Here is a 13,867-nt window from a genome sequence, read left to right as displayed (position 1 = left end):
GGGGCTTTAGCGTCAGCTTTTTTTATTAAATTGGTGTTGTAGATTCGATAACGGCTTCGGCTTGGTGAACTAAGTTTCTCAACTTATCCACCATTTCTCGATCGACGTTTTGCCACAATCCCCGCTGATTGGCTTCTAGCAACCGTTCTGCCATATCTCGCAATGCCCAAGGATTCTTCTGCTGGATGAAATCTTGCACAGATTGGTCGAATAAGTACGCCTCTGCAACTCCTTGATACATGAAATCTTCCACACAATTTGCTGTGGCATCGTAGGCGAAGAGATAATCTACGGTTGCTGCCATTTCAAATGCACCTTTGTAACCGTGACGCATGACTCCGGCAATCCATTTTGGATTTACGACACGGGAACGATATACTCGCGCAATTTCTTCGCGCAGTTGCCGCACTTTGGGGTTTTCAGGAAGGGAATTATCCCCAAAATAAGTTTGAGGATTTTTGCCACTCAACGCCCTTACGGCTGCTGTTAAACCGCCTTGAAATTGATAGTAATCATCTGAATCTAGTAAGTCGTGTTCTCGGTTATCTTGATTGTGCAACACGATTTGCATCTGGCGTAGACGCTGCTCAAAGGCTTCTGGGGCGGAGATTCCCCCTAAACCTCCTTTGCTAAGGGGAGGAGAAGAAATGTCTTCGTGCGCCTCCCTTTTTAAGGGGGGATTGGGGGGATCTACGGTGCTAGTGTAGGCGTAACTACTCCAGTTGATGTAGGCACGGGCTAAATCTTGGTCATCTGTCCAGTTTTGGGCTTCGATTAAGCCTTGCAATCCAGCACCGTAGGCACCGGGTTTAGAACCAAAGATGCGATAGCGCGATCGCATTTCTGCCTGTTCCTGATTTAACCCAGATGCTTGCCATAACTCGGTTTCTTGTTTAACTTGCGCTGCTAAAGGGTTTTGTTCTGGCGGTTCATCCAGCGCCGCTACAGCTGTCACCGCTTGATCGAATAGATCGATTAAGTTAGGAAAAGCATCGCGGAAAAAGCCAGAGATTCTCAGCGTGACATCGACGCGGGGACGATTTAAGACAGATATTGGCAAAATTTCAAAATCTACCACCCGCCGCGAGGGACTATCCCACACGGGTTGCACTCCCAACAATGCCAGCGCTTCTGCCAAATCATCGCCGCCAGTCCGCATGGTGGAAGTTCCCCATACGGATAGTCCTAGTGTTTTAGGATACTCGCCATTTTCTTGCGTATATCGTTCAATTAAGGCTTCTGCTGCTTTGCGTCCGACCAGCCAAGCCGTTTCTGTGGGAATAGCCCGAATATCAACTGAGTAAAAATTGCGACCCGTAGGCAGAACATCCGGGCGTCCCCGTGTCGGTGCGCCAGAGGCACCGCTGGGGACAAAGCGCCCATCTAAGCCTCGCAATAGATTGGCGATTTCTTGGGTGGTTTGTTGCAGGGAAGGAAGGAGGGAGTTGCGTATCCACTCCATTTCTCTTTGCGTAAGATCGCCTACGTCTACCCCACCCCAGCCCTCCCCGTTAACGGGGAGGGGGCAAGAAGGAATGACAGGGGGGGGGGCGATGAGTAAATATTCCACCAAGTTAGCTGCTTGTTGTTCTAATGCCTCAACTGCATCTCCGACAGTGCGGCAGGATGTCACCCCACGCCAACCCTCACCGCCGACAGGGAGGGGGAAAGCGGGATCGGCTGTCAAGGGGTCGAAATCTAAACCCCAATCTTGGGCTAGAGCGCGAGTTAAGCCGATACGATGAGTACCGGGATGACGAGCGATCGCCACTATCAAATCCCTGAGTTGTCGCCCCTGCGGACATTGCCCAAAAATGTGCAACCCATCTCGAATTTGAGCTTCTTTCAATTCGCACAGATACCCATCAGCATGGGAGAGAAGAGAGTTTTGAATGCTTACTTTTGAGTTTTGAGTTAAAGAGTCTGCTTGCTCTTGCCACCCTAAATCTTGCTGTAAGTTTTCTTGCAATATTAATTGAGTGATGCGATCGCTTATTACTGGCAGGCGCGACGGATCTAAACTCTGAGCTTCATAATACTCATCAATTAAACCTTCCAATTGTTGCAAAGAACCATAAAGTTCAGCGCGAGTCATCGGCGGCGTTAAATGGTCAATAATTACCGCTTGGGCGCGACGCTTGGCTTGCGAACCTTCACCAGGGTCATTAACAATAAAAGGATAAAGATGAGGCAACGCCCCTAACGCCACCTCTGGATAACAATTTTCAGAGAGGGCAACACTTTTACCCGGCAACCATTCCAAATTCCCATGTTTCCCCACATGAACGATTGCATCAGCTTCAAAATGTTGTCGCACCCAATAGTAGAAAGCTAGATAACGATGAGGCGGTTCCAAATCCGGGGCGTGATAATTCAAACTAGGGTCAATATCGTAACCCCGCGCTGGTTGAATCCCCACAAAAACATTACCCAGAAAAATACCAGGAACAGCAAAAAATCTCTCTTCTTCCCTCTCTTCCTTGGTGTCGTGGGCTTCGCCCCGCTTCGCTATCGCGTCTTGGCGGTTCATCTCCAAAACCGAACTCCAGCGATCGCCTATTCCCTTCTGCACTCCCACTTGCAACGTCGCAAAATACTGCTGATATTCTTCCTCACAGACAAATTGCCGTACTGGGCGCAATTGCCCCTCCGGATCGTTCGTCACCCCAGCCGTTAAAAGCCCAATCAATTCATCTCCAGTTGCCGGAATATTTTCAACCTGATACCCAGCCAACTGCAACGCCTTGAGTATTTCCACACAACTTGCTGGCGTATCCAACCCAACACCATTGGCAAGACGCCCATCTCGGTTGGGATAATTAGCCAAAATCAGGGCAATTCGCCTCTTTGATGGTGGAGTTTGGCGTAGTTTTACCCAATTAGAGGCTAAGTCAGCGACGAACTCAATGCGATCGCGTACCGGCTCATAAATCACCACATCCGTTTCCAACTGAGGATTCCGAGTTTGCACCGCCTTAAACGAAACCGCACGGCTAATAATCCGCCCATCCACTTCTGGCAGCGCTACATTCATCGCCATATCGCGTGGCGATAGCCCCTGAAACCCAGATTCCCACTGTTCCACCGTGCCACCGCTGAGGATTACCTGCAACACTGGTACATCTAAAGTGCTGAGTGCTAATGGCTCATTGCTAATCGCTAATTGACCATTAGCGATTGGTAATGAGCTAATCGCAAAGCTGGTGGTACTGAGCAAAACTTGTATGGGTTCTGCATCTTTGGGTTGGAGTAGTTGCAACACTTCTGCTTGCACATCCGGATCTCGCAGGGAAGAGACAAAAACAGGGACAGGTTCTAATTTGCGTGCAGCTAAAGCTTGGCAAAGAGCATCAATTACAGCCGTATTTCCAGCTAAATAATGGGCGCGATAGAACAAAATACCAACTTTCGCCTCTAACCTCTCCCCCAACCCCTCTGTGGCAAGGAAAGGAGAGTCATTCTCCCCCTGCCCTCGTAGGGAAGGGGGCTGGGGGGTTAGGTTTTTCTTAGCTAACCTCTCCCCCAACCCCTCTCCTTGCCGGAAAGGGGAGTCATTCTCCCCCTGCCCTCGTAGGGAAGGGGGCTGGGGGGTTAGGTTTTTCTTAATTGGAAATAGAAAATCAGTATTTCCTTCCTCATTCTCCATTTCCCATTGATAAAGCCCCACGCGAGGAACTTCTTGCGGTGCTGGGGGATTGTAGCTACCTTCTAGACAAACATCTGCAATAAATTTTAGGGCATTGGCGAAATTTTCCCCTCCGCCTTCGATGAGGTAGCGCCACAACTGGTTAACTACTGATAGAGAAACGGTAGAATGACTGATTAAATCAGGATCGGGGCGATCGTCTCCTGGCAAGACAATCAATGCTGCACCAGTTCGTTGCACTGTCTCGCGTACCACTTCTAACCCGTAAGACCAGTAGGAACGTCCTCCCAGTAGCCGTAGAATAATTACCTGCGCCTGCTCTAGCACTTCCTCAGCGTAAGTATCAATACTGAGCTGTTGCTGCAACTGCAAGAGATTGACGACTCGTAGCGCTGGAAATCCCTCTGGCAATTTGGATATGGCGGCGGCGAGAGTTTGAATATCGGTGTCAGCTGCGGTGAGAAGGACGATGGGAGCAGGGGTTTGCTCGATAAAAATGACACCTTCAGCGTCAGGATTCCATCCCCCAGGAGTAGCGGCTAGACGATGCATAATAGCGATTTTAGATTTTAGATTGGCTCTTGCCAAGGTATGAATTTCTCACACTTAGCTGAAAGTTGATTGCTCAAAGCTCATAGTTCGTTGTTCAATGTTCATGGCATTTGACGATGAACCATGAACCAAAATTCACAACGATTGAACGCTCTGAGTCAAGGTCTGATTGTATCTTGTCAGGCTCCGACTGACTCGCCTCTACATGAGCCGTCGGTGATTGCCGCGATCGCGCAAGCAGCTATCCTGAATGGAGCTGTCGGTGTCAGAATTGATACACCTGCTCATGTGCAGGCAGTACGGGAACGGGTAGCTTCCCCGATTATCGGGCTGTGGAAACAACAGATACCGGGGTACGAAGTATATATTACGCCGCAGTTTGAACACGCGGAAGCGATCGCTCAAGCCGGTGCGGACATTATCGCTATTGATGCTACTTTACGCGATCGCCCAGGCGCGGAAACGGTAGAAACACTCATTACCCGGATTCACGATGAATTAGGCAAGCCGGTGATGGCTGATGTGGATACGATAGAGAGTGCGATCGCTGCTGCTGCCGCTGGTGCTGATATTGTAGGGACTACGCTCTATGGTTACACTGCCCAAACGAAAAATTTTGTCCCTCCTGGCTTCGATCTTCTCGCCCAAATAGTAGAGCAGATAGGCGTTCCAGCGATTTGTGAAGGTGGCATTGCCTCACCGCAGCAGGCTAAACACGCTTTGGAACTGGGAGCTTATGCTGTTGTCGTTGGTACCGCGATTACAGGTATAGATTACAACGTCAAAATGTACCGTGCTGCTTTCCAAAATAGCGATAATTCATAAGTTTTAGCTAAAAAATATTGTAAAAATTACAACTTTAACTACTTAATTATCAGTACTATCCCGGAAACAGAAGTTGGTTTATAGATTTAGTCTAAGCACGTAGGTAGTTACTGGGATATACTACTTTAGGTAGAGGCACTAAAAGATCGCTCTAGTTATCTTGGTGGTCTAAAAAATTGTAAATGTGCTAGGGCGCTACCTAAGGTAATTATTATGCACGCTTTACCACGAGTCATCAGGAAAACAGGATTTTTATGGGCGTTGGTTGCAGTGGGTGCGTTTCAGGGATTGCTGATTACCTGGATGCTGCCAACCCAAAGTTTGGACTTTAAAAATCCGGCGCAATCGGTGCGTGCGGGAAATCGGTAGTTAAGCACAAAAAACAAAAATACCCTCGATGCCTCGAAGGTATGACCAAAAAAAGTATTTTATCTGGATTTGGCGGCACCGACGCAACAACTAACTCGCCGCTAGTAGACGCCGCTTCACAATCACTATCGTGTTTCCCACGACTGGGCTACGCGCTAGCAGGTTGCCTTGAGAATCGGCTAGTTGTAGCTTGCTGAAGTCGAGTTCTCTAGCACGTTGCAGCATTTCAGCAGCTAATTTGTCCTGCTTGGAGACAGGGAGATTGTACCAAGCATCTCCTAGCTTCACGATTAGCAAGCTGCCTGGAAAGTTAGCTTCAATCGACTGAATCAGCCCATTTTCATATTGGCTGGTAATTTCAGCGACTCGATTTTGGATAGACGCAATCAGGTTTTGCTCTGGAGTTAGCACTGGGGGAGGCGGCGTGGCAGTTTCCACGAGTTCCGGTGCTTCAGGCGCTTTTAATTCTGGTGGAGTGGTGATTTGTGAAGTCGGAATCGCCACGTCAGTAGGAGACTTCCCAGGTATCAGGGCGGCTGTTGTCCAGAGTACTACGAGAAGAACGCCTGCGATCGCTCCCGACAAAGCCGTATCAGACAGCTTTTGATTGATTGTTTCTGGCAGAATTGAGCGGATTCTCGCCAGCGTCGCATTCCACAACATCACAAAGCGCATCCAACTCTGACGGAACCTCTCTAGAGGACTCGGCGTCGCTGGCACAGGCACCACCTCAGCAGGCGGTGTCTCAGGTGTTGGCGTGTCCGCAGCTGTCTCTAGGGCTGGCGTCTCTGTAGCCAGTGCTGGTGCTTCTGTCGTCACTTCTTTTGTCTGCGTTGTCACCCCCTCAGTAGGTTGAAATACCACCTTTTCCGGAGGAGAAGGAGTCCTTGAGGGTAACTGTACGGTAGGTTCTGCCTCCAGTTTTTCGACAACCCCTTCCAGCACCTGAATTGTGCCACGCAGAGTTTTAAGGCTTTGCACTTTCAGAACGGGTTGGAATCTAGCCCAAATTTGCTGGAGGGCTTTTCCCGATTGGCTTTTTGCCCCCGTGGGCGTCGGCGTTTGGGATGCTGGTTTGGCTGCTTTTGGCTGTTTCGGTTGATCTTCTGACATCGAATTTCCCCTGAGGGCAGTGCAAATAGGTGCAATTACGGTAAATTTTTACCGAATGCTGCCTTCACAGCCCTAATCTACCACTTTGCTATTCTGCTTTAATCGACTTGCGCCCAACTTACGTAACTCTTAATCAAGTAATCCATGCCCCTTAAACGCCGTGACTTTCTAATTTTAAGTAGCCTCAGTGGCTTCGGCTTAGCTTTTTTGGTCAGAAAATTCCGCAGCCAAATCGCTCAGAGTCAGGATATCAACTCAGCAGAGGCTTTAAAACCCTCTCCCTCCAACTTAGGCTCCAAATCGACAACCGTTAGTTCATCACAATCCCCTCTCCTGCGCTTTGTCTCCGTAGCTGATACCGGCACCGGCTCGACAAGCCAGTATGCTGTGGCGGCGGCAATGGCTCGTTACCACGCGCTAAAACCCTTCGATTTGGCAATTCTTGCTGGTGACAATATTTATAACAACGGTGAAATCGAGAAAATTGTTGATGTTTTTGAGCGTCCGTATCAAGTTTTATTGCAGCGCGGAGTAAAATTTCAAGCTTGTCTAGGCAACCACGACATCCGCACCGATAATGGTGACCCCCAAGTGCGCTATCCAGGCTTTAATATGCAGGGACGACGCTACTACACATTTCGCCGCAACCCCGTACAATTTTTTGCTTTAGATACTAATGATAATGCTGACTGGAAATCGCAACTAAAATGGTTAGAAAAAGAACTCAGCAGTAGCGATGCGCCTTGGAAAGTTGTGTTTGGTCATCACCAGATTTATTCATCGGGTGCATATGGGGTCAATCAACCCTTTATACAAACCTTGACGCCGCTATTTAAAAAGTACGGAGTGCAACTTTACATCAACGGTCACGACCACCATTATGAGCGCACTCAGTCCATCAATGGTACTACCTATCTCATCTGTGGAGCAGGTGCAGGACTCCGCCCGGTGGATAGTTCAGAATGGACGGCACATTCTGCTAGTCAGCTGAGTTTTGCCGCATTTAATGTGTATCCAGACAGAATAATCATTAGCGGTATCGGCACCGATAACCGCATTTTCGACCAAGGCATCATTCCTCTACAATCAGCCTGATTCAAACTATGAAAGTCAAGCGCTTGAAAATGACTTCATTTCGGGGAATCAGCGACATGACGCTAGATTTCCAAACAGATGAGCCAAACGTACTCATCGGTATCAACGGAGTGGGAAAATCAAGTATTCTCGATTGTCTTGCCATTCTTTTGTATGGTTTTGTAGCAAGTATTCGATTCCCCTCAAGCACTGAACGTCTTTTCAGTGACCAAGACATTACAAATACACACCAAGAGACACACAAGGAGATTACAATTCAACTTGATTGGCAGCAAGTAACATGGTCTCTCACCTCAGTCCGCACAGGAAGCAGTAAAAAAGCAAGCAGCGAGCTGAGTCAGTTACCAGCGCTTGTTGATAACATACGCCAGCAATTGGAAACTAACAGTAATGCCAACATACCTTTAGCAGTGTACTACGGAGTCGATCGTACTGTTATTGAGACTCCTCTGGAGATTTTTCCAGAAGCATACTTTAAGCCAATAGATGCTTATGAGCAAGCAATAACTCTGAAGCAAATCAACTTCAGCAACTTCTTCCAATGGTTTAGGGCTTTGGAAGATGTGGAGAACGAAGAACGGCGGGATAACCCTGATTATCGCGATCGCCAGTTGGAAGCAGTGAGACTTGCGATCGCTTCTGTAGCACCAGACTTCTCAAAATTGCGGGTGAGAAGATCGCCTTTGCGAATGACTGTAACAAAACAAGGTCAGGAACTCACTGTCAATCAACTATCAGATGGCGAGAAATGCTTATTGGCAATGGTGGGAGATTTGGCAATACGGTTAGCGATCGCAAACCCATCTTTAGAAAATCCACTCCAAGGGGAGGGCGTTGTTCTGATTGACGAAATTGAACTACACCTTCACCCGAAATGGCAACGCAAAATTATTCCAGCACTAACAAGAACATTTCCTAATTGTCAGTTCATCGTTACAACCCATTCACCACAGGTAATTAGCGAAGTTAAACCTAATGGAATCTATATTCTAGAGGCAACATCACTTCGGCAAGGCTCAGTGACCACTGAAGGTGTTGTTGCCAAACGTCCAGAAAGTTCTTATGGGAGAGACAGCAATCGTATTCTAGAAGACCTCATGGATACTCCAGCACGTCCGCAGGAAATTAAGGATCATCTTTTAGAGTTATTTCGACTCATCGACAAGGGGGATCTTGACGGTGCTAGGCAATTGCGCCAACAAATCGTTGATGAAATCGGAGAGTCGGAGCCTGAGTTAGTCAAGGCGAGTGTGTCCATCCGACGCAAGGAGATTTTGAGTCGGTGAGATACATCCAAAAGGGTGAGGAACCGACAGGCTTCTCGGAATGGAAAGAGCAGAGGAACGAGGATTGGATACCCGCTTGGGATAACCTCAGTACACCACAGAAACCAATGGTGCATGATGCTTTGCTGCGGGAACAGGGTTATATCTGTTGCTACTGCGGGAGGAGAATTACCAGAGACACCAGCCATGTCGAGCATCTAAAGCCCAGGAAAACTTATCCAAACTTAGCACTAGAGTACACGAATCTATTGGCTTCATGCCAACGAGAAAGAGAACGTAAAGAACCCCTGCACTGTGGGAGCAAGAAAGATGATTGGTACGACGAGCATCTGATAGTTTCGCCTCTGGATGCGAACTGTGCTGAGTTTTTCAGGTATACCGATGATGGACAGATTATAGCAACAGAGGCTCCAGAGAAAAAATCTGCTGCCCAGACAACAATTGATCAGCTTGGACTCGATATTCCTAAGCTGAATGCAATGCGTCGTGCAGCGATTGAGGTCATCTTAGAAGACATTGACTCGCTCACAGATGAGGAGAAACAAAAGCTGCTCCAAGGCTTCGAGCAACCTGATGCCAACGGGTAATACGAAGAGTTTTGTGCTGCGATCGCGTATATCCTTAAGGCGTACTATCCTTAATATTGAGCTAGATTAATGGATAGGAGGAAGTACGCGATCGCATCTACAGCATTAGCCTATTTCACTGCGAACCCTTAACTTTTTAATCTCCCAACAAGACAAAATATTTCATTCTATTAAAAAATATAAAAAACAACAAAAATTATGAAATTGCAGAATCTCCAAATTAGATTATTACTTCTTGTCTTGGCTTGTGCAATTGGTTTCAGTATTCAATCACTATCCTTAGCACAAAAAGACACTCAACCACCCAGTAAACCTGTCCAATCTGCTCAGATTACCTCGCCGCCTTCCCAATCACTCGCTCAACAAGGCGACAAGTTAATTATTACTCAATTAAATAGCGAGTTTAACATAGGTTTGAACGAGACAGCTATCTTACGCGCTGAAAATATTTGGGTAAGATTTACTGAAGTTACAGAAAATTCACGCTGTCCTATTAATGTCCAGTGTATTTGGGCGGGACGAGCAAAAATTGTGGTAAATATTTGGAAAGATAGTCAAAATATAGGGGATTTTGTTTTAATTAGTGGTGGTGGAAGTCCAGCATTAGCAGTTCAAAACTTTGCTGGCAACTATAATATTAAGTTTGTAGACCTTCAGCCAGCTCCCATTAGTGGTTCACAAACTCGAAAATCAGCCTACATTGCCACCCTGATGATTTCTAAAACAACGGATAAGATTTGAGGTATAGCAGTCTTAGATGAGTTGTGAAATCTTCTTTTGTTACAAACTAACGTTCGCGTTCGCGTAGCGGCGCGGATGCGCGAGAGGGATGCGCTCTCTTCGCTTTAGGCGCGTTGGCGTAGGCTGCGCTCTCTTCGTTTAGGACACGAAGGAAAGAGAGAAGAGTTCATGAATGAATTAAGATTGATATATAGCAGTTCTAAATGATTCCTGAAGGCGAGATCCCCAACTTCGTAGGAGTTGTCAGGGATCTGAACCGCTGACATCTCACAATTCAAATAGGATTGCTATAGCAGTTTTTTTAACTGGAACCATATTTTGAACAGGATTTAATTTTTTTATAGTACAAGTAAGTAACTAAAAGATGAAGCGCATAAACATTATCATTTCAGGTTTTCTTCTAAGTACTAGCCTGACTGCTACAGCAGCCTACAGTCAACGCATTTCCCCAAGTTCAATACTACCTACATCCAGTCCTATTCCAAATTTTAATCAAAGCGAACCCAAAAATTGGGAGATAAATGTCAAAGAAATTTTAGAAACTCCTAATTTAGCTGACTGCAAATTTTGGATGATGCTTGGGGTAATCCTCGCTGCTGGAAGCCTTGGTGGATTAGTCTACGAACTGCTTAATCTACAGGGAAATATTGAGTTACCGCATAAGCCGACCGATGATGATTTGGCGGTAAAGTTTGCCTATGCTCATGCTAGAAATGTGATTGATTTAGGCGTGGTGGCGCGATTGCTAATTGGTGCCCTTGCTGCACCCCCTGCTATAGCGGTTGTCCGACCAGAAACGGCTTTTGTCCTGTTAGCAACCTCAGCAGTTGCTGGTTCCGCAGGTACTTTGATCTTTCGCGCTCTACAGGATCGACTATTGGTCGCGGTACTTCAAACTGGGATAGACGAGATGGGTGCAAGAACTATAAAGCCGCAACAACCTATTGATGAAGCGATTAAAGATTTTGACAAGCTAGTGCAGGAAGTGCGGAAGCATTCAGAAAGTCCCAGAGGATTGACTGAGCTGAAGTTTACCAAAGATGCGACTTTAGACCCCAGAGACTTCGAGGAAGTCAGTAAACATTTGAATCAAATTAAAGGAGTAAATCCTAAAGTAGACGAGGCGATTGAGGTTTTTAAAGAGCTGGTGCAGGAAGTCCGAAAACACTCAGAAAGTCCTAGCGGTACTACTAAACTAAAGATTATTAAGGGTACAGTTTTGCCATTTGAACATTTAGAGAAGATAAAAACACTTTTGTGGCAAGCTAAAAAAGATACTGAAACCGCTACATCCGCAAATGGTAGTACTGCTTCTCAATTAGCATCTGAGCCGACTCCACCCGCAGACGGTGGCACTCCTTCTCACAAATGAAATAAATTCAGGCATTGAGCTTGTACTGTAGCCTAATAAAAGTAGAATTATTAGGTTGTTGCTACATCAAGTTTAAACTGTGCAAGCTGCATGGCATTTTTTCAATCTATCAAAAGAGTGAATTCTTCTAAGAATTTATGATTGGAAAACATCTATCTAGAGATTGGTTTAGCTGATAAGCCAGATGAAGTAAATATAGGATGCTAAACCTAATGAGATTGTGTTCTATGAAACTGAATTATTTTACGAAACGGCTTTCGACTGTAGGACGCTGGCTGGCTACAACGCTGTTTTGTGTGTCAGCGATCGCCTTTGTTTGGCAGGGTGCATTTTTCTCAAACACCTCAGCAATGGCTGCTCCTACTGCAAACTTGATCGCATCGGCAGGCACGAGCGATCAGGTTAAAGGAAAAGTCCATGAAGATACTGGACGAGCCAAGAATTTCATCGAAGATGCCAAAGACAAGGTAAAAGAAACTGCAAATAAAAATGCCGAGCGAGTCGAGGACGCAACGGATGGCAATGGTAGTTTCGTTGAGCGCAAAGCCAACAGAGATGCGGCGCGAATTGAGAAAAGAGCAAATGAAGATGCGGCTCGGACTGAGAAAGCAGTAGATAACACAAAGAATGTTGTTGAACGTACTGTTGATAGCATCAAGGATGCCTTTAGTAACTAGAGATTAGTTATTAGGAAAGAAAGGTCAATGTACATTGTTCCGCTCATTGCATTGAATCTAAAGGAGCGATGTACATTGATTGGCTGGTGGCAATTCTACTTCTGTGAAGAGAAGTCAGAACAGAGAAACGAAACACCAGCTTAACTCTTTCGTTTCTCTGCGGCGGTGTCGAGGGGAAGGCGAATGCTGAAAGTTGCGCCCTGATCCGGAGTGCTAGTAGCGGTAATTGTGCCGCCGTGTGCTTCCACAATTCGCCGCGCGATCGCTAACCCCAAACCCGTTCCGCTGCCTTTGCGCGAGGGATCTGCTGTATAAAATTGCTCAAAAATGCGGGGCAAATCGCTCTCCCTAATTCCGGTTCCCCGATCTCGAATTTTTACTGAAACCTGGGCACCTTCTACATTGCCTGAGACAAAAACTTTAGACTCTGCAACTGAGAACTTAATGGCGTTGTCCAATATATTCAGAAAAGCTTGCAATAGTCGTTCTGGATCGCCTTGTATTTGAACATCAGCAACCTCCACGCTGATACTTACTTCCTTGGCTAGCATACGGGATTCCATTGCTCGTACCGCCCGTTCGATCAAGTCTCGCAGCTTTAGCGGCTGCTGTTCTAGTGGCGTTACGCCTGCTTCGAGTCGTCCCAAATCCAGCAGATCCTTAATTAGCCTGGACAGGCGCATGGTTTCATCCTGTGCAGTCTGGATGAAGCGATCGCGTAACTCCGGTTCCTCAGCAGCTCCGTTGGCGAGCGCCTCTAGCGTGACATAGACGTTGCTGACAGGAGTCCGCAGTTCGTGGGACACATTCGCTAGAAATGCCCGCCGCTCCTTATCTAGGGAAGCCAGCCGTTCGCTCATGCGATTCAATTCACTGGCTAATTGACCCACTTCATCATCTTGACGAATGTTCAGCTTCTCACCTAAATGACCTCCACCCACTTCAATTGCAAAGTGGCACATCGCCTGAATCGGTCTAGCAATATTACGGGCAAGGCTTTCGCTAATCAGCGCACAAAGCAAGAGCGTCACGAAGAGCGTTCCGAGAACGGTGAAAATGATGCGGCGAAACTGACGCTGAAACTGTTCTAAAGTGATCGACATCCGCAGCACACCGAGCAGACGACCATTCCGCAATATCGGTCGTGCTGCATACACTCGGTCATCGTTGGAGAGAATCCCTTTCGCCACTCCTTGCGTCGGCTGATTTTGCAGCGCTTCCCTCACGCCAGCAACAGCCAACCAGTTGGGGACTTGCCGATCTAGCCGGGGGGCGGAGGTGAATAGCAGGCGACCATCAGGTGCAAAGACGCGCAGGGTGACTGCTTCCGGTGAACCGTAGCGTTGTACTAGCACTCGCACCCGATTGAGATCCTTTTCCTCCAAGGCGTCAGCTACGCTCTCGCTGAGGGCTGTCGTCCAGGCATCTAAATCAGCCTGTCTCGTCCTCATGAAATAGGCATGGAAAGAAAACAGAATATAGCTTGCCAGAATGGAAGTTCCTAGTGCGGTGAGTGCTAGGTAGGTAACTAACAGTTTCCGGTAAATCGAATTCCATCGGATATGAATTGCTAACCAACCCCTTAAGTTTTTCAAAGGTGCAAC

The 13,867-nt window shown here is 47.0% G+C and carries 11 protein-coding genes; 8 read left to right on the top strand and 3 right to left on the bottom strand.

Annotated elements, in window-relative coordinates; all coding sequences use genetic code 11:
- Window positions 1-25 precede the first annotated feature (25 nt).
- Window positions 26-4,198, bottom strand: coding sequence for a cobaltochelatase subunit CobN (cobN, locus tag AC2VDX_RS23435; RefSeq protein WP_378171864.1), 4,173 nt, complete (start codon window positions 4,196-4,198; stop codon window positions 26-28).
- A 123-nt stretch (window positions 4,199-4,321) separates the two neighbouring features.
- Here cobN and AC2VDX_RS23430 point away from each other — a divergent pair, with 123 nt between their 5' ends.
- Both AC2VDX_RS23430 and AC2VDX_RS23425 read left to right on the top strand, forming a co-directional pair.
- Window positions 4,322-5,023, top strand: coding sequence for an N-acetylmannosamine-6-phosphate 2-epimerase (locus AC2VDX_RS23430; RefSeq protein WP_378171866.1), 702 nt, complete (start codon window positions 4,322-4,324; stop codon window positions 5,021-5,023).
- A 213-nt stretch (window positions 5,024-5,236) separates the two neighbouring features.
- On the top strand, window positions 5,237-5,392 hold the full coding sequence (locus AC2VDX_RS23425; RefSeq protein ID WP_378171868.1) for a hypothetical protein: 156 nt from the start codon (window positions 5,237-5,239) through the stop codon (window positions 5,390-5,392).
- A 90-nt stretch (window positions 5,393-5,482) separates the two neighbouring features.
- On the opposite strand, the gene AC2VDX_RS23420 is transcribed toward AC2VDX_RS23425, so the two are convergent.
- Complete coding sequence (locus AC2VDX_RS23420; RefSeq protein ID WP_378171870.1) at window positions 5,483-6,505, bottom strand: hypothetical protein; 1,023 nt, start codon at window positions 6,503-6,505, stop codon at window positions 5,483-5,485.
- Window positions 6,506-6,649: 144 nt separating this feature from the next.
- On the opposite strand from AC2VDX_RS23420, the gene AC2VDX_RS23415 reads away from it, so the two are divergent.
- From AC2VDX_RS23415 to AC2VDX_RS23390, 6 genes are all read left to right on the top strand, one after another.
- On the top strand, window positions 6,650-7,600 hold the full coding sequence (locus tag AC2VDX_RS23415) for a metallophosphoesterase family protein (RefSeq protein WP_378171872.1): 951 nt from the start codon (window positions 6,650-6,652) through the stop codon (window positions 7,598-7,600).
- Window positions 7,601-7,608: 8 nt separating this feature from the next.
- Window positions 7,609-8,886 (top strand): AAA family ATPase, encoded by a 1,278-nt coding sequence (locus AC2VDX_RS23410; protein WP_378171874.1) that lies wholly within the window; start codon window positions 7,609-7,611, stop codon window positions 8,884-8,886.
- Complete coding sequence (locus tag AC2VDX_RS23405) at window positions 8,883-9,473, top strand: retron system putative HNH endonuclease (RefSeq protein WP_378171876.1); 591 nt, start codon at window positions 8,883-8,885, stop codon at window positions 9,471-9,473. Before AC2VDX_RS23410 ends, AC2VDX_RS23405 begins: the two co-directional genes overlap by 4 nt.
- Before the next feature lie 198 nt (window positions 9,474-9,671).
- Window positions 9,672-10,214, top strand: coding sequence for a hypothetical protein (locus AC2VDX_RS23400; protein WP_378171877.1), 543 nt, complete (start codon window positions 9,672-9,674; stop codon window positions 10,212-10,214).
- Window positions 10,215-10,578: 364 nt separating this feature from the next.
- Window positions 10,579-11,586, top strand: coding sequence for a hypothetical protein (locus AC2VDX_RS23395; protein ID WP_378171879.1), 1,008 nt, complete (start codon window positions 10,579-10,581; stop codon window positions 11,584-11,586).
- A 227-nt stretch (window positions 11,587-11,813) separates the two neighbouring features.
- Window positions 11,814-12,263, top strand: coding sequence for a hypothetical protein (locus AC2VDX_RS23390; RefSeq protein WP_378171881.1), 450 nt, complete (start codon window positions 11,814-11,816; stop codon window positions 12,261-12,263).
- Between the two features lie 140 nt (window positions 12,264-12,403).
- Here AC2VDX_RS23390 and AC2VDX_RS23385 read toward each other — a convergent pair whose 3' ends face one another.
- Entirely contained in the window at window positions 12,404-13,858 is a 1,455-nt protein-coding gene (locus AC2VDX_RS23385) for a HAMP domain-containing sensor histidine kinase (protein WP_378171882.1), read from the bottom strand.
- Window positions 13,859-13,867 lie beyond the last annotated feature (9 nt).

This window comes from Coleofasciculus sp. H7-1, assembly GCF_057473865.1.
This window is presented reverse-complemented; position numbering and strand designations above follow the sequence as displayed.